Raw genomic sequence first — 21100 nt, forward strand, 5'->3', positions numbered from 1 at the left:
CGGGAAAGCGCTCATTCGCCGTCGGAGCACTATTCCCCAAACGGGAAAGCGCTCAAACGCCGTCGGAGCACTATTCCAAAAGTGGGACTTCAAATTCCAGTAGAGCTCCAGGGACAGGTTTATCTGGACCCGAAATGTTACGAGCTGCCGGAATCCGTGGCCATCTGGCTTTGCGATTTTGACTTGCCGGACCGTGCGAAGGGTCGCACCATTGAAGGCGCGGCCCTTGTTTTTTACTGCAACCATGCGTATTTTCAAGTACGTTTCCTGATTTGCTTTCCATCCTGAACTCCACCGGCATTCCTCTCCAATCATAAGAAATTTTGAGGGACTTGGACAAAACGGTGTATTAACTCATCACATTTTTTCATATATTTACAGATATGGCAGATGAAGAACTGAAAAAATACAGGCTATCATCCATGGAGGAGCCTTCCGACGAAATGCTGGAAGCCCTTATGGAAAAGGTCGGTGCAGCAGCACGTGAATCCTCCCGCAAGGCAGAAGAGGCTATGGATCGTATGCGTGCAGAAGTCGCTTCAAATATCGCCCAGAAAAAATTACGTCTTGGTTTGCTATGAGCGAAAAGAAACCGACACTATGCATTGTTGCCGGTCCAAACGGTTCCGGAAAGACTACTACGACCATTCAGTTGCTGGAAAATGAATGGGCAGCCGATAGCGTCTATATCAACCCGGACAACATCGCCCAAGAAATGTTCGGAAACTGGAATTCCCCCGAAGCAGTGCTAAAAGCAGCTCAGCATTCTACCGAACTTCGCTACAAATGCCTTGAAGAAAAGAAAAACTTCGTCTTTGAGACCGTTTTTTCCTCAGACGAGAAGCTTGAATTCATACGCAAGGCAAAAGACGCAGGGTTCTTCATACGATTTTTCTTTGTATGCACAGAAAAGCCGTCAATTAACGTTCTTCGTGTAACAAACCGTTTCCTCACAGGCGGCCACGAAGTCCCTATTTCTAAAATCGTGACCCGCTACTACAAGTCACTAGCGAATGCTGCCGTCGCAATCTCCATAGTAGACAGAGCTTACATCTACGACAATTCCGTCGACAATCAGTTGCCTAAGCTGATTTGCAGAATGGTTGACGGAGCCTTGTATAAGCAGTACGCCGAGATATTGCCCAATTGGGTTCAGGAACTGCTGTAATCAAGGCACTGTAACTTTGAAAGGGCCGCACCGATGAATGGCGCTGCCCTCTATTAAATCACAGCATAATCGAATTTGACTATATTTGCCGACATGAACAAGGAAGAGCTTAAGGAAAAATACGGCAAGAAACGCGTGCCTCACCAGTGGCGCGGTACGGACTTTGTTTCCGCACAGATTTGTACTTTCTTCGGTTCTGGAATGAGCCCCAAGGCTCCCGGCACCATGGGAAGTTTGGCAGCCGCTATCGTAGCCTACCCCATGGCTCTACTGTTTGCAAAAATCGGATGCCCGGACTTGACCTTCGCGGGATACAGCGCAGGCTTGAACATCGCCTTTTTTGCCGCAGCCCTCTTCGTCTTCTTTGCCGCCATCCCTTTCGTGAAGAAAGCCATGAAGGACACCCAGACAGAGGACCCGGGCTGGATTGTCATTGACGAAGTGTGTGGAATTTTCATGTCCGTCGCCTTCGTTTCCACGGCAAGCATCCTGGCACACCCCTGGATTTTGGGAATCGCATTCGCCCTGTTCCGCTTTTTCGATATTCTGAAGCCCCTGGGAATTCACAAGTTCGAAGCCTTCCCCGGCGCCTGGGGCGTTATGGCCGACGACTTGCTGGGCGGTGTTTACGCAGGCATTCTCATGGCCGTAATCGTAGCCCTATTCGGCCTCTAGCGGATAGTCAAACTGGATTGTGCGGGGCGTGGCGATTTTGTCGAACTTGATTTCGTAACAGAAATTCTCGGCGTCGATGCCTACTATGGTGCCGGCGCCCATTATTTTATGGACAACACGGTCCCCCTCACCAAACGTAGCCGAGGGAACCTTTTTGCCAACGCCGTAGCTATCCGATTCGTCGATGCCACCCTTTAGGATGCCATCCAGGTCTTCGCCGAATTCACGTTCGCTATCTACCTGGGCAATGTGCTTGCGGGCCTCCTGGTACCATTCGTCGCTGAAGCCGCGGGCAATATCCAGTTCGTCCATGTTCATTTCCAACAAGAAACGAGACGGATAACGGCACTGCACATCGCCACCGGCGCTATCCTCGGCATCGCTCATGCAAAGGACATTTTCGGCGCGGGTAAAGGCCACGTAAGCCAGGCGGCGTTCTTCCTCCAGCTGGACCTTGTTCTTCACGCGCTTCACCGGGAAACAACCCTCGTTCAAGCCGCACACGAACACATAGGGGAATTCCAGCCCCTTGGCGTTATGAATCGTCATGAGCTGTACCTTGTCCTTGCGGGCCGCATCCTGGGCCGAGGAATCGGCGGAACCGCCAGAGCTGTCGTCGGAAGAGTCGGTGTCGGAGTTGGTGAACAGCACAATATTCTGCAGGTATTCATCCAGGGTGGCGTCTTCTTCGAAAGTCTTTTCGAACTCCATAACGCCCTGCTTCAATTCTGCAAGATTGCTGAGGCGATCGTCGTCACCATCCAGGCGGAGCATTTCCTCGTAGCCCGATTCGCGGAGCATCTTGGTCAGCACATCGCTAACCGCCATCTCGTTCACCAGGGCGCGGTACTTTTCAATCAGCTGAACAAACTCCCCCACCTTGGTGCGGGCCATAAAGGCGGCGCAATCCAGTTCCGGTTTGTTTTCGTCGGCCGCCACGTTTTCTACCGCGGCATTTTCCGCCTCGGCAGCCACATAAATTTCAAGCAGGGCATCGTACAGGGTGAGCCCGCGACGCCCCGCATAAGCCGCCAACGCAGCCTGCTTCTTGGGGCCGAACATGCGCTTGGGCGTATTCACCACACGCATAAAGCTCAGGTCGTCGCCATAGACCAGCATGCGCAAGTAGCAAAGAACATCCTTCACCTCCTGGCGCTGGTAAAAACCGATGCCGCTGTAGACCTTGTAAGGAATATCTTCGCTCATCAAGGCCTCTTCCACCGAGCGGGACTGGGAATGCATACGATACAGCACCGCAATATCCTTGCAAGACGCGCCCTTGTCAATAGCGCCCTTGATGCGTTCCACGATCCATTTGGCTTCGTCACGAGTATTCTTTGCGTGATAGAAAACCGGAGTCTTGCCCCCCGCGCGCACCGGACGAAGTTCCTTTTCGATACGGAACTGGTTGTTCTTGATAACAGAATCGGGCACCCTCAAAATGCTGGGCGTAGAACGGTAATTGTTCTGCAGCAAAATAGTCTTGCAACCCTCATGATGGCGGTCAAAATCCAGAATACGGTTCACGTCGGCACCGCGCCACGTATAAATAGTCTGGTCCGGGTCGCCCACCACAAAAAGGTTCTTGTGATAGCTGCTGAGCAAATCCGCCAGGCGGTACTGCTGACCGTCGATATCCTGGAATTCGTCGACCATCACGTACATCATGCGCTTACGCCACTTGTCCAGCTTTTCGGGGAAACGTTCCAGAATGTAGAGCGTCACCAGAATCAGGTCGTCAAAATCCAGGGCGAAGTTCTTGCGCTGCTCGTAAATGTAGCGGTAATAGACCTTGTGCCACTTGTCGGGAGCCGCACCGATCAAATCCAGCAAGCTTTCGGCATCTTTTTCGGCAAACATGGAAACGTAATCCATTTCGTTGGCCTTGCGGCCGCCAATAAAGTCCAGGGCGCTGCTGATCTTCATGTCGTTCAAGTGCAGGCCAAGTTCGGCATAGCACTTTTTTAGCAGGGACTTTTGGTCGTCCTCGTCCATGATCATGAATTCCTTGGGATAGTTCAGAACGTGAATATCCTCCCGAAGGAACTGGACGCAAAAACCATGGAACGTGGAAATGTAACCGGAATCGTCGCCCCCCAGCATGGAACGGACGCGGCGTTTCATTTCGCCGGCAGCCTTGTTGGTAAAGGTGACGCAAAGGATATTGGACGGGGAAATGCCCATCTCCTTGGCCAAATACAAGTAGCGATGGGTCAAAGTGCGGGTTTTGCCAGAACCTGCGCCAGCAATCACGCGAACATAGCCTTCCGTAGTCTCTACGGCCAGGCGCTGTTCAGCATCAAGTTTGGCAAGTTCCTGTTCAAAGCTCATTTAAAAACCCTACAAATCCATTCACACAAAATATAGTATAATTAGTAACCTTTTGTGCACTAACTTGATAAAAAATTCTTTTCCGCAGATGTTAAACGAAAAAGCCCCGGACAACGCCGAGGCCATGTTCGTTGAGAGAGTAATCGAACTGTTAGTCGAATATGTCGTGGTATTCTACCACGGATTCAACTTCTTCGTCAACGCAGTCCAAGCTGCAGCATAGGATTCCTACGTCGTTCGTAACATCGATGATTTCCATCCTAGGAGCTATGTATTCTTTCTTTTCGTTTTCCATTTTTCCTCCTAATTACTTGTTCACGATTGCCTTGTTGTTCTTGATGTAGGCGCCACGGGCGGTGGGCTTGCCGTTCAGGTGACGGCCCTGGAGGTCGTACCAGCGGGCAGGCTTCTTGTCGGCGGTGTTGAGGTTGTCGCCGGCGATGCCCTGGATAACGTCTTCGATTACGGTTTCGTCAACGACTTCATTGTTATCGTCCACGATGCGGACAACGATTGTCTTCGGGAGTTCCTCAGTCTCATTGGCAGCGGCCTTCATCAGGCCAACGCCGGGCTTGGGGGAAACCACAGGCTTGTTGTACACCAGGTAGGCGCGCATGGGCGGAACACTTGCACCGACACCAGCCTTCACGAACTGGCCGGCCACGATGTTATCGCCTTCGTTGACGCCGGCAAAGCCGTAGACCTTGCCCAGTTCCGGATCGCCCTCGACCCAGGTCTTGCCCTTGTAGGCACCCCTGAATGTCCAGGGACCGGAAGTGCTTTCCATAATCTTGCCAGTCGTTGCCTTGAGAGTCACGTTATCCACGGAGATGGAGGCGTTCTTGTTGAACTTGATAAGGTACGGGGTGTTGGCCACAATGCTCTTGGCTCTGGTACCGGTTGCAACCCACTGGTCGCCTTCCTTCTGCACGTCGGTAATCTGGAGCACGTCTTCCATGTCTTCGTTCAGGTCCATGGAGAACGGAAGCATCAACGTAGAGAAACGGCCGGCAGTGAAGTTGCGGGCGATCTCGATATGTTCCACGGTAATGTCCTCGGGAACCACAAGCTCGTCGGTGCTCTTGGAACCGGACAGGGTTGCCACAACGCCTTCCCCATCGCCATCCTTGGCCAAGGCAATACCGCTGATGGGCTTGAGGGTTGCGCTAGCTGTCTTCAGTTCCTGAATGTCTTCGGCAGTGAGCTCGCCTTCGTAGATTTTGCCGTTGGCATAGAACTGCTTGCCTTCTTCGATTGCAATGGAGGCCGCTTCCGCAGGAATTTCCAAGTCTGCGACATTGACTTCTTCAGAAGCTTCATCCCATGTGAGAACCAGTTCCGGCTTTACGATAGAACCGCTGAAATTGGGATACTTGTCGCCGGCAGTAACGTTCTGACCCCAGATGGAATTTTCATCAGAACCGCGAAGCAGAGCTGCCACGGAACCGTTGGCGAAGTCATCGAGAGACATGGCGGTACCAAGGGAAGACACGCCGGATCCCTGTCCTGCAAATCCAAGGTCGCCTTCAAGGTAGAACACATTGGATACAGTCAAATTACTTACAGAAGTGTAACCCACAACTGCACCTACATCATTGTGATGCATGCTATCATAGATAATTTCACCAAGATTGTAGGAGTTACTTAAGCTAACTTTTGCAGAGGAGAATCCAACTAAGCCGCCCGTTGTGTTCGGAGCAGAGACAGTGCCTAAATTGTAACAGTTATTCATGCTCAAACTTCCCACAGCAAGGAAACCAACGAGACCTCCTGCGTTGGAATTGTGATTAGGCCCAGTTACAGAAGCTTCATTATAACTGTTTTCAATGGTCAAGACCCCTGCAACAAAACCAACAATACCGCCAACCTGGGAACTACTGACTTCAACAGCACCCTTGGTATAAACATTAGAAATGTTCACCTCACCAGAAATCTGTCCTACAATCATGCCAACATTGCTTTCGCCCCTAATATAAGAGTCGACAACGCCAACATTCTTTATGGAAGCGCCCTGAACAGCAAAACCGAACAAGCCTACCGCAGAGGCTCCATCATTGAAATATAGACCAGAAATCTTATGGCCTTGTCCATCAAAGGTTCCTTGGAAAGGATGTTCTTTTATCAAAGAGCCGATTGGGGTCCACTTACGGAGATTAGAACCATCCCCATTCAAGGATCCATCTTTCTTCAAAACGTTTTCATTAACAACAATGTCTGCAGTCAACTTAGCACAAGCTGCATTAGCATTGTTGACTCCATTGTTTACCCTATCCGCAAAGAGATAAAGATCATCAGCGGATGCAATTTCATAGCAGCCTTCAGAATCTACATTAGAAACGAATTTTCCAAAGATATAATCAACGCCTTCAGGGATTTCGGTTATTGGTTCTCCCGTGAAGTCCGTATACCAACCCTCAAAGCGATAGCCGGGAATCGATGGTACGGGAAGTTCAAAATTATTTTCATACGCATATGATTCTTCACTCCAAAATTCGCCATCTACAAATTTTACCAGACGTACGAGTTTGAAGTTCTCGGAAACTTCACCGCTGAAGTTCGGCAACTTATCTCCAGCAACAACATCTTGTCCCCACATATAATTGATTCCATGTAGAATTGCAGCAACGTATCCGTTTTCAAAAGACTCCATGGGTACTACACTTGCGTCCTCCCAACGAGTGGAAAGTATTTCAGGAACGAAGGCATTATACAAATAAATTTCAGGATTTATACTATGAGAACTTCCGACAAAGGCATCTTTAGAAAGAGAACCTTCATATTTGCCAACATAGAAGGCGTTTGCAATATCTACCTCCGATTCGCCAGCAACGAAGCCCACAAAGCCTCCAACAGTAGCTCCCTTCAAAGTAGACGTACTATAGCAATCGTAAATATAAACATACTGATCGTAAACAACACCAACAAAGGAACCGATTTTATCCCCTTCGAAATAAGAATCCTCAATACCAATTCCATGCACATCAGCACGGCCTACATAACCGAATAAACCGGCATCACTTACAGTTGAATACAACCCGGAAATAACATGACCCTGGCCATCAAATTCTCCTTGATAGTGATTATAAAAATCACCAATCGGAGTCCATGTTTTGAAACTAGAACCATCCCCATTTAGGGTTCCATCGGCCTTCAGCACGTTGGTATTTACGACAATATCCTGAGTCAACCTAGCGTTAGCATATGTTTCGCCAGAATTCACCAAAGTGGCAAACTCATACAAACCTGCAGCTGAACTTATTTCATAATAGCCGTCAACAAATGCAAGAGTTGTCACTCTTCCATAAAGATCCAGGTCTTCTGTTTCTAGAGAAGATATGGCATCTACTTTTTCGCTGTAGCTATCCGATGTAAACCAGCCTAAAATCTTTTTATCTTCAATTTCACCAGGCAATTCTGCGCCTATACCAGATATATAAGTATCAGTAACTGTTGTGCCATCAGAGAGATGGTATGTGATTTTCTTTTCAAAATCACAACCAATCAACGTTCCCGAGAAATTGGGATGTAGGTCGCCATTGGTTACATTCTGCCCCCATACAGAACCAACAACAGAACCATCGTTAAAAATATTCAGCAAATGAGCAACAAAGCCGTTATGCACCAACACGTCATTAACAAGATATCCATAAGTAGTAGTGAAATACTTATTTTGCTTATAGAAACTGTTAATGACGTTGACCTGAGCCTTGGTGGAATTGCCGATAAAATTTCCTAAGTCAACGTTTTTTTCAAATTCATTGTCAACATAGCTATTTACAACACTTATAGAAGCAGGCGTCGCTCCTACAACATTTTGACCTTCTAGGTAGCCAACAAGTCCACCAGCTTTATAACCTTCTACACTAGCAACGTTATAAACATTTTCAAAACTCATTTGTGCCTGTTTAGCATGTCCGACAAAGCCACCGACGTTTTCAAAATTACTTGATACTCGACCTTCATTTGAACTTGTTTTAAAGTTCAACTTCGCGTAATAATCTGCATAGCCAACAATACCGCCAATATCTCCATCTTCACTTTCGACCGTTGCCTTATTATGAACATTTTCAAAGTTCAGCAAAGTGTTGGATCCCACATAACCAACAATACCACCAATATGCCTTACACCGGTAAAATAGGAGTCTCTTAAGGTCAAATTCTTAATGACGGTACTTTCTCCATAGTTGCCTGAATTCTGTACATAGCCAAACAAGCCCATATTGTCTCGAGTGTTGTTTTGGTAACTAGGCGCACGTAACACCGCAGGCGTTTGAGTTTCTGTAGGTACAGACGGCCTTGACAAAATAGGAGCATTTTTGATTTTAATATACAGACCAGAAATACTATGGTTATTGCCGTCAAAGATTCCCTTAAAGGCATTTCCATAGTTAGTACCAATACCAATGGGAATCCAGCTAACATAATTACCTTCATTTACAAATCCAGCATCATCAACCACATCTTTATTTACAGTAATGTCAGCTGTCAATTTACCGCAAGCGTAATTCTCCGCATAACGGCCTTCTTCATAATCGCCATTCACAATAGCGGCGAAACCATAAAGTTCAGCAGCATTTGAAATTAGATAGCAATTACGGCCGTCTTTCTCCGGTTCAGAAATAGCTAGACCATTTGTGTACAAATCAAGATTACCCGTCATATCGCTATACAGGTACTCCACTTCATTGGTCAAATTTTTATCTGTATACCATTCACCTACAATGTGGTTCGCGATGGTCGTTGGTAAAGAGAAACCTTCACCCTCCAAATAAAGGGTTTCTATGCTGGATCCATCTGCAAAATGGTATGTCAACCGAGATACACCAGAAATTCCATTCAAATCACCCTTGAAATTTGGTTTTGAATCTCCGGCAGCAACATTTTGCCCCCAAATAGATCCGTTAGATTTCGCACCCAAGTAGGAGTGAAGCTTTGCCGCAACACGCCCGTTTCTCATGTCGCCGTCGGAGACTAGGCTTCCGAAATCGGAGTTTGAATTCACATAGAAACTATTTTCAACAGAATTGTTACTAAAATAGACATCGAGTGAACCAATAAATGCATCTTTATTCGACGTTACTATAGGACGCAAAGATCCTGCAAAATAACTATTGTAAATATTGACAGTTTCGCTGTTGAACCCAACAAAGCCACCAACACCATCAGAGGGATTGGAACCTCCAACAACACTGCTTGTGGTATAACTGTTGGTAATGGTAAGCTTCGCTCCATTATTCACCACTTTTCCGACAAACGCACCGGCGTCTCCTTTGCCCTTGAAGTAGGAATCCTCAAGGCCGACGTTCTTGATTTCGGCACTGACAGTACTGGAAGAGCTCGTTGCATTCACTTCTGCAATAAAACCGGCGGCATCAGCATTGACATCTGTGTACAAACCGGAAATCACATGGCCCTGACCGTCAAAGGAACCATTGAAGCGTTGAATGGGAGTCCAGGATTCAAAAGAGCCTTCCGCTAAAGAACCGTCATCGTTTAAGACACCTTCATTGACGGTAATGTCTGCAGTCAGCTTGACGCACGCATTAAAGACAGGGGAAGAATAATAACCGTAATTCTCTGCTTTCACCATTTCCGCAAACCCGTACAGTTCGTCAGCGGTCCCAATGAGGTAGCAGCCTTCGGAGTCCTTACGAAGATCCTCGGCAGGCGTGGGAGTAATAGCAGCACTTGCACTGGTAACAAAGGCAAATGCGAACAATGACAGGAAAATGGCTTTTTTAAGCATAGTTCTCCACCTAATAAAAAATTCCGCGGCAAAGTTAGAAACCAACGTTCTTCATTGTAAGTTTTTTGTAAGTTGTTTTTACAAAAGTTTACATACAAAGGAAAAGGCCGAAACTGGCGTTTTTAGACCAATTTCGGCATATTTTATTGAATATCAACGAGTTAAGTTGTTCTAACTAATTCCTCAAGCAGCGCACGGAGTACATGTTGGTGCTGATGTCGAAGTCGCGGCTGAAGTCACCGGGAGGAGCGAGGTGCCAGCCAAAGGCGTCGCCGTCTTCTTCGGTGGCGCTCCAGAAGTGGGCGGAGACCCCAAGGTCGTAGAATCCGTCAGAAGCCTTCCCTGCCGGAACCACGTCAAAGCCGTAGCGGTCGGAGCCGTCCCACTTGTCGCGGGACTTGAGGCTCACCCAGGCGTCTTCCTTGCCGTCACTATCCTCGATGAACTTTTTGAACATGGTCCATTCTTCGTCTTCGGGCAGGTGCCAACCTGCAGGGCAAGCCTTGAGGGCGTCCTCGAAGGTATAAAGTCGACCGAACTTCTTGCAGTTTTCCTCTGAATTGTCGTAGCAGGCGCTGTTTTTGGTCTTGAAAGCCAGATTTTCGGCCATCCACAACCTTGAACCTACATATACGGTCCGGTATTCACGGCCGTCACGACCATCCCTGAAGGTGCCGGTCTGGGGAACGGCGAAACTTGGCACAAAGTTTGCAAAAACAAATATTGTAACAGCAAAGACCCTAGAACAAAGGCGTAATTTTTTCATTTTTTTGTCCAATTAAAACTTTTGTTTACAAGAAATGGAACGGTTTACAAATTTTAGGACTTTTTGCGATTCCAGTATTCCAATCTTTAGTTAATCTAACTAAATTTGGGGTACAAATTATTCAGGTGTTTTATAAACTAACCAAACATCCTACTAAAGGAGTATAGAGATGAACAAGATCAAGCTTTCTGCAATCGTGCTCGGCCTCGCTGCCGCTGGCGCTTTTGCCCAGAACGCCCCCGCAGCTGCTGCTGAAGCCCCCAAGGCTGAAGCTCCGGTTGTAAACGCAGACTCTGTTAAGGCCGCTGAAGAAGCTAAGGCTGCTGAAGCTAAGAAGGCCGAAGAAGAAAAGGCCGCTGCTGAAGCCAAGAAGGCTGAAGAAGAAAAGAAGGCTGCTGAAGCTAAGAAGGCTGAAGAAGAAAAGGCTGCCGCTGAAGCCAAGAAGGCTGAAGAAGAAAAGGCTGCCGCTGAAGCCAAGAAGGCTGAAGAAGAAAAGGCTGCTGCTGAAGCTAAGAAGGCTGAAGAAGCCAAGTCCGCTGAAGCTGCTCCGGCTGCAGACAACACCAACCCGGGCGAAGTCGGCGCTGCTGCTTCCTCTGCTTTCGCAGCAATCAAGGAAAGCTTCAGCAAGCCGACCTCCGTTGCAAACATGCAGGTCAAGGTTAACGGTACTGTCGAATTCGACGTTGAAGCTGGCGACCTGACCGAACAGCATGTTGGCCACAGCTTCTACACCGACGCTATTTTCGACGTCGATGTCAAGTTCAACGACAGCTGGTCTGCATTCTTGAGCGTTGAAGCATACAACGACTACGGTGCATACGCTGGTTTCGCTTACGAACAGGCTTACGTTCAGTACAAGCCGGCTGATGCATTCGCAATCAAGGTCGGTGACCTGAAGTGGCAGGAAGGCGCATTCAAGTCTTACTATGGCTACGATGATCCGTCCATCAACGCTGCTGGCATGGTTCGTAAGAACGTCCGTGGTATTGAAATCGACCTCGCAGGCCTGGAACTCGGTTACGGTTTCCTGAGAGGCGGCGACGGCTACGAATATGACGTGCACGCAGCTTACGAATTCAACTACGCTGGCCAGCACCTCCGTCCGTACTTCAACTACCTGTCCTTCCAGGAAAACTGCCACAACGAAATGCACGCCGGTGTTGACGCTGGCTTGACCATCGGTGGCTTCAGCTTCCGCGCAGTCTACGGCCTGCACATGGACTACCTGATCGATAGCGACGACTACGATGATGCAGGTGCTCCCAACGGCAAGCTCGACAAGAAGGGCCGTGCTAAGACCTACGACAAGACCTCCATGGCTCACGTCATCTTGGCTGAACCCAGCTTCGAAATGGGCATGTTCCAGATCAACACCTCCTTCCTCTTTGCAATCACCAGCGAAGGTGAAGATGGCAACGAAGAATACGCAGGTGAAGTTCCCGAAAGCATGCTCCTCTTCGCAGAACCGGCATTCAAGTTGGCTGAATTCATCAAGCTGGGCATTCCTGTTGAAGTCCACACCAACTCTTATGACTTCGACTTCGACGCAGCAACCTTCGACGTAGGCGCACGCGCTTACATCACCCCGGTTGAAAACCTCGAAATGACCGCTTACGGCATGATCGACATTGCAATCGGCGACGATGCTCCGGTTGCTGGCGATCTCGGTCTCCGCTTCGGTCTCGAAACCGTCTTCAAGTTCTAAGAGCCTGCAGGCCTAGCCTGCTAGCTTAGCAAAATTTAAAAGGCTCTGGTCTCTGGACCAGGGCTTTTTTATTTAAAATCTATTTAAAACTTAATGGGATACAACCAATACCAATGGACTTCCGGATAAACCTGCAAGGTCGGAGCAGGAAGCTTGAAGTAGTTGAGCCACTTCACCAAAGTTCTGGCCCAGCGGCTGTGAGGCCTTAACGCCTCGAAGTCGTAGTCCAAGGCAATATAAACTTCGCGATGGGCAACGCTCTTGTCGGGATGGTCGTGCCTCTTATACTCGTGGGTAAAGGCGCCCTCGTCGATACTCAAGCCAACAGCAAAGGCAAGCCAGCTGGGATAATACTTCTGGGCCGCGGCAGGAAGCAAACGGTACGGCTTGAAGGACGCCCAGTAAGTCTGGTTCACGTAGTCGTCGGTAAATACGCCATCACCCGAAGCCTTGTGGTTCTGGTCGTAATAAATCTTGGTATTGATCCAGTAGCTCCACTTAAGGTCCACATACTTGAATGCAGGAACGTATCGCTCAGCCATAGGCAAAAAACCACCAATGGAACCGGAAAGCACATCAAAAATGCTAAAGCCCCACTTGGGTGCAAACCCATCCTTCACGTCAATGGCGATATGGGTGGACACGGCAGAAAGACCGGCAAACAAGTAGGAATAGAATTCGGAAATTCCCGCCCAGCGGTAACCTTCGTAAAAGATTTCACTTAAAGCGACACCCGAGGCAAAATGTCCCAGTTTGTCAAGATTCAGGGCGTAGTCAAAATCATTCTCGAAATGGAAATCGTTGCCCTGTTCGTCCCACCAGCCCTTGGCAAAAACAAATCCATAGGCAGCGGCGTAAGCAGATGCGGTAACCCCGATTGTCGTGGCAAGCTTAGGTACGGAAATTTCAGACTTGATGTATTCCGGATCTTCGGTACGGTAATCAAAAGTGGAATCACGCCAGGTAAGTGGGCCCAGGAAATTATTTGCCTGGGCGGCACCGGCACAAACCAACGTAGTTGCCATCAGAGTTTTATACAAATTCTTCACGAAAGGCAAATATAGAAACTTTGAACGGATTTTCTAGATAAAAAAAGCCAGCCTTTGCGGGCTGGCCTTTTCAACCGTAAACCGGTCAATTAATCCTTAGCGAGGAGAACGACGCTGTTGTGGCCACCGAAGCCGAAGCCATCGGACATGGCGTAACGGAAGGAGTGGCTAGTGTTCTTGTTGGCGCAAACGTCGAAGTGGATGCGTTCGTCCTGGTTGAACACGTTGGTAGTAGCGTGGATCATCTGGTTCTGGAGGGACTTGATGGTGATGATTGCTTCGAGAGCACCAGCAGCACCAAGAGCATGACCGATCATGCACTTAGATGAGTTGATCTTGAGGGTGTCACGGAGACCGAAGACCTTTTCGAGAGCGGAGCATTCAGCAACGTCGCCAAGCGGAGTAGAAGTACCGTGGGTGTTGACGTAGCCAACGTCTGCAGCAGAGATCTTAGCATCGCGGAGAGCCATTTCGATAGCCATGCGAACACCTTCGCCATCTTCACGGGGAGCGGACATGTGGTGAGCATCAGCGCTCATGCCAACGCCAGCAACGCGAGCGAGGATCTTTGCACCACGCTTCTGAGCGTGAGAAAGGCTTTCGAGAACGAGAACGCCAGCACCTTCACCGATAACGAAGCCGTCGCGGTCAACGTCGAACGGGCGGGAAGCGGTGGTCGGGTCGTCGTTACGCTTGGAGAGAGCCTTCATGGAGCAGAAACCAGCAACAGCAACTTCGTTCACGGTTTCGTCGGAACCACCAGCCAACATGATGTCGGCACGGCCGAGGCGGATAGCATCGTAAGCGGCTGCGATAGAGTGGTTAGAGGTTGCGCAAGCGGAGGTCACTGCGAAGCAGGGGCCCATCCAACCGATACGGTTGGAAACTTCACCAGCAGGCATATTGGTAATAGCCATGGGAATGAAGAAGGGAGACACTCGGCTCGGACCGCGAGTTGCGAAAGCAACGCAGGAGTCTGTGTACATCTTCATGCCGCCGATACCGGAACCGATAATCACACCGGCGCGGGAGGGATCTTCAGCAGCGGGATCGATACCAGCGTCAGCAAGAGCCTTGTATGCAGAATAGACAGCATACTGGATGCTGCGAGAGTAGCGAGACTGGTCGCGAGCAGAGAAGTATTCGTCTGCAACGAATTCGTTAACGCTAGCAGAGAACTTGGTGGTGAATGCGGAAGCATCAAAACGAGTGATCGGGGTGATGCCAGACTTACCTGCGAGGAGGTTGTCCCAAAGAATATCAGGGGAATTACCAAGGGCGGAAACGCAGCCCATACCGGTGATTACAACTTCTTCCATATTAACCCACTTGTTATAATTGAGGTTCTTGTGATCTGCGCCACAATATAGCAATTAAAAATGTTACGCAAAGTTTTTTTTTATGTTACGCAAGCCGATTTTACCCAAGTTTACGAGCACAAAAAAAAACGAACGTTTCTGAATTTGACGGGCCAAAGTTAGCAAAAAACACTTAAAAATAAAACCCTAAAACAAGATTTCCCGACGAAATAGTTAAATTTGCGGATATATGGTAAGATGGAAAAGTTCCCCCAATCTGGTTTGGATGGACCTGGAAATGTCCGGTCTTGATCCCGAAAAGGACGTTATTCTTGAAATAGCGACCATTGTTACGGACGCAAACCTGAAAACTTTGGCCGAAGGCCCTGTCCTTGCCGTTCATCAAACTGAAAATGTTTTTGAGGGCATGGACGACTGGAACACCCGCCATCACAACCAAAGCGGCCTTGTAGACCGCTGCCGAAAATCCAAGTTGACCATCGAAGATTGCGAAAAAATGGTCCTGGACTTCATCAAGCCCTACACCGAATTCCGAGGCAACCTCCTCTGCGGCAACTCCATCACCCAGGACAGACGCTTTATATATAAGTACATGCCCAAGTTGTCCAACTGGCTGAACTACCGAAACATCGATGTCAGCTCCGTAAAGGAACTTTCCTTCAGATGGTACCCCAACCTGCCCGAATTCCAGAAAATGGAAAACCATCAGGCTTTGGACGACATTCGCGAAAGTATTGCTGAACTAGAATATTATAGAAAGACAATCTTTAAGTAAAAATGGCTTTAAAACCTTATCAAGAACCTAGAAAGCGCATCTCCCGCGCGGCAAGAATGCGCAACCGCTGCATTGTTCTCGTTGTATTTGTTGCAATTTGTCTTGGAATCGGCTCCTGCATTTCCAAATGTGGAGATAACACCGGCTACGCCAAGGCCGAACGCGAATTTGGACAGGTTTTCGAACCTAAGGCCTCCCCTGCCGAGACCGATTCTGCCGCCCAGGCTACTCCGACTGAAACAGCTTCTGCCGAAAAGAAAACTGCAGAAAAGAAGTCCAGCGAGTCCATGAAACTGCCCAGGGCAACCGCCGAGGATCTGGAAAACACCCAGGCAACCATCGCCGCAGCAGTCTCCCCCGAAAATCCGCCACAACCCGAAGTTATCGACAGCACCCACATCAAGAACCAGAAAGATGTGTACATGGCAGAAAAAATCGACAACCTACTCCGTCGTTTCAAGCCGGAAAACTCAATCATCCTCATGGTGGATGCCAAGACCAACGAAATTCTCGCCTGGGGCGAACGCAAGGACAATGCCGTCCAGAGCAAGCCCGACTACCTGATCAGAAACACTTTCCCGGCAGCCTCCCTGGCAAAGACTATCACCATCGCTGCCGCCATGGACAACAACCGTTACGCTTTGAATACCCAGATTCCGCTGATCGGTCACGCCCATCATTTGTACAAGAACCAGCTCCGCGTTCCCGCAAACTACCACGGTCCCACCGTCGACATGCAGGATGCCTACGCCCATTCCTACAATCCTCCCCTGGCGCTCATCGGCATGGATGTCGGCGCAAGCAAGTTGAAGGAAGCCGCCCGCAAGCTGGGTTACAACATGAATTTCGGCGCAGGTCTTCCGGGCCGTTCCATTTTCGCCCCGCCTGACACTGGCTACGGTCTGGCAGAAGCCAGCTGCGGTTTCACCGACGCCACCACCCTTTCCCCTTTGCAGGCTGCCGCACAGGTCCGCGCCATCCTCATGAAGAAGCCGCTGGAAATTCCCTGGTCCCCGAACCTGAAGGGTTACGCACCTAAGGGACGCATCGCTCTTGATGTCGGCACCTTCAAGGAAAACACCTACTACGGTCTCCGTCAGGCAATGATCCGTTCCGTCACCCACGGCACCGCCCGCAAGAACATTTCTACAAAGCACATGGCCCGCAAGAACTACAACGCCTTGACCATCGGCGGAAAGACCGGTTCTCTGGACGGCAAGGATCCCAAGGGTCGTTACGACTGGTTCATGGGTTTCGCACAGTCCAAGGATGACCCCAGCAAGGCAATCATCCTGGTGGTGCTGCAGATTTACGATAATCAAGGTTTAAGACCACAACCCACTACCCAAGTAGCAGGAATGTTGATAAATTATTGGGCACATCAGAATTTGTGGAATAAATAGGAGAATAAAATGGATTTGTCTTGGTGGAATTTGATTCCCACGTACTTTGACGGTACAGCCATCGAATTGGGCAGTTTCCCCGTCCGTTGGTACGGCATCATGTACATCTTCGCTTTTGTCACCGCATACTTTACCATGTGGCGCATCAACAAGAAAGAAAACATGGGCTACACCAAGGATCAGTTCGATAGTCTGTTCACCTGGATTATCGCAGGCATCATCATTGGCGCTCGCCTCGGCTACGTGTTCTTCTACAAGCCCGGCTACTACCTAGCCAACCCCATGGAAATCATCCTGCCCTTTACCCACGACGCCACCGGCACCCATTTTGCAGGCATCGCCGGCATGAGCTATCACGGCGGTTTGATTCTTGGAACCATCTTCACCTTCATCGGCCTGAAGAAGAACAAGATGGACGTTTGGAAGGGTTTGAATCTCTGCTTCCTGGTGGCACCTCTGGCATACACCTGGGGACGTTGGGGCAACTTCATTAACGGGGAACTTTTCGGAGAAGTCACTACCAGTGCCATCGGCATGTACTTCCCCCTGGCTCACGACAGTCCCTTGAGCAACCCCATCCTCCACCACCCCAGCCAGCTTTACGAAATGGTCTTCGAAGGCATTGTGCTGTTCGCACTTTTGTACAACTTGCGCCGCATTCCCTTGCTCCGCGACAAGATGCCCTGCCTTTACCTGATGGGTTACGGCATTTTCCGATTCTTCATTGAATTCTTCAGAAAGTCCGACGCACACCTGGGACGCAACGACCTGTTCGGCATGAGCCGCGGCCAGACCCTCTGCAGCCTCATGATCCTCGGCGGCATCATCTGGATGGTTGTGCTAATCTACCGCGAAAGAAAAGGGAAAAGCGAAAAGGTTAAAGGTTAAAGACGAGAGACGAATCTCGTAATTCGTAATTCGTAATTAAAAAAAGCCCCGGTGGGGCTTTTTTTTTATACGCTGACGCTGAGTTCGCTTACAGCCAGCGCAGGTACCTGGTAGCTGCTGAACTTATCCTTGTATTCATTACCCACTTCAACAATGTTCTGGATAATGTCGAAGAAGTTTCCGCTCAAGGTCACGCCATCCACCGGATGCTGGATTACGCCGTTTTCGCACCAGAAGCCGTGGGCACCCATGGAGAGTTCACCGCTAATGGCGTTACAGCCGGAACCACCTTCCAGGCGCACCACCAAGAGACACTTGGGGAACAGCTTCAGAAGTTCTGCGGTAGTCATGGTTCCCGGGGGAACCAGCAGGTTGTTAAAGCCGGTCACCATCTTGCTGCCGAAATCGCGAGCGCCGTTACCGGTAGTTTCGCAACCAGCCTTCGCTGCTGTTTCAAGATTGTAGAGGGCGCTATTGAAAACGCCATCCTTCACCACGTCCACGCGCTTGGCCACGCAACCTTCGGAGTCATAACGAATCTTGTGGGCAAACATGTCACCCTGAGGATCGTTGACGATAGAGAACTTTTCACCAGCAATCTTTTCGCCTTCCTTGCCGGCCAAGCGAGACTGCCCCTTCTGCATGGATTCTGCAATGAACGGACTGGTGTACATCCCGATGATTCGTGCGGAAACGCGTTCAGAGAACACCACCGGAATCTTGCCGCCTTCAATCTTCTTTGCACCGAAAAGTTCAGTAGCATAATCGGCAGTCTTGGAAGCAATTTCATCAATGCTGAATTCGCCCCAGTCTCGGCCAGACTTCACAAAGTTTCCCAGCTTCTTGATGCCGTCGCGGGAAGCCACTGCACCCGCCCCAGCGGAAGCGTAGTTGGACTTGCCCTTGTACATCAGGCCAGTGTTGTTTGCAATGACAGAAGATGCAGAACTCATATCCGCACCCAGGTACGGAATGTTTTCAATTTCCTTGGACTTTGCAAAAGTCTGCTTTTCAAGTTCAATGCAGAAATCCTTCATCTGCTGAAGATTCAAGGATTCCAAAGCCGAATTGTAGTTGGGATAAGTATCCGGCATTTCCACAGCGTTAGGCAAAGTGATATCGATGGATTCTGTCCACTGGGTATGGCAAAGTGCATCCTTCAAAGTCTGGGCGATAGCATCCTTTGTCAAACGTTCCGTATAGGCATAGCCCGGATGGCCGTCCTTGATTACGCGAACACCCATACCCACGGAATCAGAAATTTCAGTGTTCTGAACCTGTCCCTGGAAAACGGACAATCCTTCAGAATGAGAAGTAGTAGCAATCACATCGTACTGTTCAGCCTGGCCCTTGGCCAAGTCACACATATAGGATACAGCGTCAATAATGTTCATTTTAAGGTTCCAGGTTCAAGGTTCGAGGTTTCCGGAGCCGCAGCACGGCGGGCCTTGCGTTCCAGCATGGTCCAGTAGGCGGCAGGGCTACCCGTCACAGATTCAAGAGAAGTGGCAAGTTCGCGAGTAATGGGAGTAGTTCCTGCAATCAGGGATTCCAAAACTTCAAGGGAAACACCGATACGACGGGCAAATTCAGCCTTGTCCATCTTGAGCCATTCAATGCCTTCCAAAATAGCCTGACCCGGTGTGGGCGTTCCATGTCTTGCCATACAAACCTCTTACCAAACTAAAATTCTACAGTCTTCCAGCCCTCGGCACCGAAACGTAAATCACGTTCCACGAATTCCCAAATCAAAAGTTTCTTGCCTTTGAGAACTCCAGCCTTACGAGCCATCTTTTCACGTACTAAAGTACTTGCGCCACCATCGCTGACAATGCTTGCCACAGGACGCTTCATGTTCTTTGCAAAATGAGAAATCCAGCCTGCGTTTACCGGTGCGTCGGTCTGGTAAATACGGCTGAAGCTATCACCAAGAATCAAGATCTTGGACTTGCGGAAATCATCCTTAAACGGCACACGGGTGGTGTCGCTATTTATTGAATCTCTTTCAGTCACTGTCTGCTGAGAAACCACATGGCCTGTAACCTGCTGCACCTTGAAGGTATTGAATTTGTTCAAGCCACTCATTTCACCAATGTCGCCCATACGGTCCGCCAAGCTATCAGAAGCAACGTAATCCATGGTTTCAGGGCCAAGATCCACTACACCATCAGCCATCATACGGCGAACCTTTACAGAAATCAAATCCGCCACAAGTTCCGCACCACGAGGAGTCCAATGGGTATCATCGTTCAGGTAAAGAGGGCCAAATTTGTCATCATCAATCTTTGCATTCCAAAGAGGTGTATAAAGATTCACTGTATTGAACCCAAGAGCCTTCAAAGTATCCAGGATTCTCTTTCCATGGCCGAACCGTGGTTCTGCCACTTTTGCGCCTTCATTTACAGAGAAAATATCCTTCCCCGTCAAAATTTCAGGATAAATGCTGGGCTTGCCAGGAACAACCACAACCAAAAGTTCCACATTCTTGGCCTTCAGCTGGTCACGGAATTTTGTAATGGCGGAAACCGGATTATCCAACTTTGCAGAACGAATATCCAACGGAGACGGTTGCACAAGGAATTCCACATCCTGGCGATAGTACAACCACGGATCAGAATCGGCGTCCTTACCGCGGTCAGCCAGCACCACCTTTTCGCCTGGATCCTTCAGCATCTTCCAAACCGCAAGCTGGTATCTGGGGCGTACCGCCAGAACCAAGGCATTTTCGTCTTCAACCTTCTTTTCGAAGGCACGAAGATAACGACTAGTCCAAATACCATAATGTTTAATATCGTGGAAAGCCTTCACCAAGGAGAATCCACTGAATTCTGCCACCACAGCTTTCAAGGCTGAGTCCACAGCTGGGAAAGTTTCCGGTTCATCTTCCAAGGCGGAGAGCAGAGTGTCCGCTTGTTTCAACAACTTGAATCCCGTTTCCCCGCTGTCCAGTTCTGCATAGGCATTCACGGTAAGTGCCGCAGATTCCAAATCCGAAAGGGAGCCAATCACCGGTTCAAGAGCATCAGATGTTTCCGCACCACCGGCAATCGCCTCCCGTGCCTCCTTCCAGCGAACAGAAAGCGTTTCGGCAGCAGCAGCCAAGTCCACCTGACGCTTAAAGGGAGTATAGACCAGGTCCTTGAAAATATCAAGGCTACGGAATCGTTTCTCGCCCTGCAGGTCCACCACCGTCTGCACCGTAAACGGAAGCAACAGCAACAAGGAGAACACAACAATAATTGCGATATAACGATTCTTCATATAACCAAATA

At 49.2% G+C, this 21100-nt stretch carries 17 protein-coding genes; 8 read left to right on the plus strand and 9 right to left on the minus strand.

Annotated features, from left to right (window positions below; all coding sequences use genetic code 11):
* The 4 genes from MJZ25_04790 to MJZ25_04805 all read left to right on the plus strand — a co-directional run.
* Positions 1 to 288, plus strand: a 288-nt coding sequence (locus MJZ25_04790; protein ID MCQ2123485.1) for a hypothetical protein, incomplete at its 5' end; no start/stop codon positions are given.
* Positions 289 to 383: 95 nt separating this feature from the next.
* Entirely contained in the window at positions 384 to 581 is a 198-nt protein-coding gene (locus MJZ25_04795) for a hypothetical protein (protein MCQ2123486.1), read from the plus strand.
* Positions 578 to 1168: a zeta toxin family protein gene (locus MJZ25_04800; GenBank protein ID MCQ2123487.1), complete on the plus strand. Its 591-nt coding sequence runs from the start codon at positions 578 to 580 to the stop codon at positions 1166 to 1168. The genes MJZ25_04795 and MJZ25_04800 overlap by 4 nt, the downstream gene beginning before the upstream one ends.
* A gap of 93 nt (positions 1169 to 1261) precedes the next feature.
* On the plus strand, positions 1262 to 1843 hold the full coding sequence (locus MJZ25_04805; GenBank protein MCQ2123488.1) for a phosphatidylglycerophosphatase A: 582 nt from the start codon (positions 1262 to 1264) through the stop codon (positions 1841 to 1843).
* On the opposite strand, the gene MJZ25_04810 is transcribed toward MJZ25_04805, so the two are convergent.
* The 4 genes from MJZ25_04810 to MJZ25_04825 form a co-directional block, all read right to left on the minus strand.
* Positions 1829 to 4174, minus strand: coding sequence for a UvrD-helicase domain-containing protein (locus MJZ25_04810; protein MCQ2123489.1), 2346 nt, complete (start codon positions 4172 to 4174; stop codon positions 1829 to 1831). The genes MJZ25_04805 and MJZ25_04810 overlap by 15 nt on opposite strands.
* Before the next feature lie 151 nt (positions 4175 to 4325).
* Complete coding sequence (locus MJZ25_04815) at positions 4326 to 4469, minus strand: hypothetical protein (protein ID MCQ2123490.1); 144 nt, start codon at positions 4467 to 4469, stop codon at positions 4326 to 4328.
* Positions 4470 to 4481: 12 nt separating this feature from the next.
* Entirely contained in the window at positions 4482 to 9920 is a 5439-nt protein-coding gene (locus MJZ25_04820; GenBank protein MCQ2123491.1) for an InlB B-repeat-containing protein, read from the minus strand.
* Positions 9921 to 10095: 175 nt separating this feature from the next.
* Positions 10096 to 10686: a hypothetical protein gene (locus MJZ25_04825; protein MCQ2123492.1), complete on the minus strand. Its 591-nt coding sequence runs from the start codon at positions 10684 to 10686 to the stop codon at positions 10096 to 10098.
* Positions 10687 to 10855: 169 nt separating this feature from the next.
* Between MJZ25_04825 and MJZ25_04830 the strand changes: the two genes are divergently transcribed.
* Positions 10856 to 12394 (plus strand): hypothetical protein, encoded by a 1539-nt coding sequence (locus MJZ25_04830; protein ID MCQ2123493.1) that lies wholly within the window; start codon positions 10856 to 10858, stop codon positions 12392 to 12394.
* 83 nt (positions 12395 to 12477) lie between these two features.
* On the opposite strand, the gene MJZ25_04835 is transcribed toward MJZ25_04830, so the two are convergent.
* Both MJZ25_04835 and fabF read right to left on the minus strand, forming a co-directional pair.
* A complete protein-coding gene (locus MJZ25_04835; GenBank protein MCQ2123494.1) occupies positions 12478 to 13443 on the minus strand; it encodes a YfiM family protein in 966 nt (321 codons plus the stop codon).
* 89 nt (positions 13444 to 13532) lie between these two features.
* Positions 13533 to 14762 carry a beta-ketoacyl-ACP synthase II gene (gene fabF / locus MJZ25_04840; protein ID MCQ2123495.1) on the minus strand — a complete coding sequence of 410 codons (1230 nt, stop codon included), beginning with the start codon at positions 14760 to 14762 and terminating at the stop codon, positions 13533 to 13535.
* A gap of 229 nt (positions 14763 to 14991) precedes the next feature.
* Between fabF and orn the strand changes: the two genes are divergently transcribed.
* Genes orn through lgt form a run of 3 tightly spaced genes read left to right on the plus strand, consistent with a single transcriptional unit; the run spans position 14992 to position 17828 of the window.
* Positions 14992 to 15537, plus strand: coding sequence for an oligoribonuclease (gene orn, locus MJZ25_04845; GenBank protein MCQ2123496.1), 546 nt, complete (start codon positions 14992 to 14994; stop codon positions 15535 to 15537).
* A 2-nt stretch (positions 15538 to 15539) separates the two neighbouring features.
* Positions 15540 to 16940: a penicillin-binding protein gene (locus tag MJZ25_04850; GenBank protein MCQ2123497.1), complete on the plus strand. Its 1401-nt coding sequence runs from the start codon at positions 15540 to 15542 to the stop codon at positions 16938 to 16940.
* Positions 16941 to 16949: 9 nt separating this feature from the next.
* A complete protein-coding gene (gene lgt / locus MJZ25_04855; protein MCQ2123498.1) occupies positions 16950 to 17828 on the plus strand; it encodes a prolipoprotein diacylglyceryl transferase in 879 nt (292 codons plus the stop codon).
* Positions 17829 to 17893: 65 nt separating this feature from the next.
* Here lgt and MJZ25_04860 read toward each other — a convergent pair whose 3' ends face one another.
* From MJZ25_04860 to MJZ25_04870, 3 genes are read right to left on the minus strand one after another with little or no spacing between them, the layout of a single operon-like run.
* Positions 17894 to 19222, minus strand: coding sequence for a TldD/PmbA family protein (locus MJZ25_04860; protein ID MCQ2123499.1), 1329 nt, complete (start codon positions 19220 to 19222; stop codon positions 17894 to 17896).
* The gene (locus tag MJZ25_04865; protein MCQ2123500.1) at positions 19219 to 19494 is read right to left on the minus strand and encodes an XRE family transcriptional regulator; all 276 of its coding nucleotides are present in this window, start codon (positions 19492 to 19494) and stop codon (positions 19219 to 19221) included. The genes MJZ25_04860 and MJZ25_04865 overlap by 4 nt, the downstream gene beginning before the upstream one ends.
* Positions 19495 to 19511: 17 nt before the next feature.
* Positions 19512 to 21089, minus strand: a complete 1578-nt coding sequence (locus tag MJZ25_04870) for a hypothetical protein (GenBank protein MCQ2123501.1) — start codon at positions 21087 to 21089, stop codon at positions 19512 to 19514.
* Between the last annotated feature and the right edge of the window lie 11 nt (positions 21090 to 21100).

Source organism: Fibrobacter sp. (genome assembly GCA_024399065.1).
GTDB lineage: Bacteria > Fibrobacterota > Fibrobacteria > Fibrobacterales > Fibrobacteraceae > Fibrobacter.

Coding starts and splice junctions, on each gene's coding strand:
- MJZ25_04810 (MCQ2123489.1), bottom strand. CDS start 4,174: ATGAGCTTTGAACAGGAACTTGCCAAACTTGATGCTGAACAGCGCCTG.
- MJZ25_04830 (MCQ2123493.1), top strand. CDS start 10,856: ATGAACAAGATCAAGCTTTCTGCAATCGTGCTCGGCCTCGCTGCCGCT.
- MJZ25_04800 (MCQ2123487.1), top strand. CDS start 578: ATGAGCGAAAAGAAACCGACACTATGCATTGTTGCCGGTCCAAACGGT.
- MJZ25_04860 (MCQ2123499.1), bottom strand. CDS start 19,222: ATGAACATTATTGACGCTGTATCCTATATGTGTGACTTGGCCAAGGGC.
- fabF (MCQ2123495.1), bottom strand. CDS start 14,762: ATGGAAGAAGTTGTAATCACCGGTATGGGCTGCGTTTCCGCCCTTGGT.
- orn (MCQ2123496.1), top strand. CDS start 14,992: ATGGTAAGATGGAAAAGTTCCCCCAATCTGGTTTGGATGGACCTGGAA.
- MJZ25_04805 (MCQ2123488.1), top strand. CDS start 1,262: ATGAACAAGGAAGAGCTTAAGGAAAAATACGGCAAGAAACGCGTGCCT.
- MJZ25_04820 (MCQ2123491.1), bottom strand. CDS start 9,920: ATGCTTAAAAAAGCCATTTTCCTGTCATTGTTCGCATTTGCCTTTGTT.
- MJZ25_04825 (MCQ2123492.1), bottom strand. CDS start 10,686: ATGAAAAAATTACGCCTTTGTTCTAGGGTCTTTGCTGTTACAATATTT.
- MJZ25_04865 (MCQ2123500.1), bottom strand. CDS start 19,494: ATGGCAAGACATGGAACGCCCACACCGGGTCAGGCTATTTTGGAAGGC.
- MJZ25_04795 (MCQ2123486.1), top strand. CDS start 384: ATGGCAGATGAAGAACTGAAAAAATACAGGCTATCATCCATGGAGGAG.
- MJZ25_04850 (MCQ2123497.1), top strand. CDS start 15,540: ATGGCTTTAAAACCTTATCAAGAACCTAGAAAGCGCATCTCCCGCGCG.
- lgt (MCQ2123498.1), top strand. CDS start 16,950: ATGGATTTGTCTTGGTGGAATTTGATTCCCACGTACTTTGACGGTACA.
- MJZ25_04870 (MCQ2123501.1), bottom strand. CDS start 21,089: ATGAAGAATCGTTATATCGCAATTATTGTTGTGTTCTCCTTGTTGCTG.
- MJZ25_04815 (MCQ2123490.1), bottom strand. CDS start 4,469: ATGGAAAACGAAAAGAAAGAATACATAGCTCCTAGGATGGAAATCATC.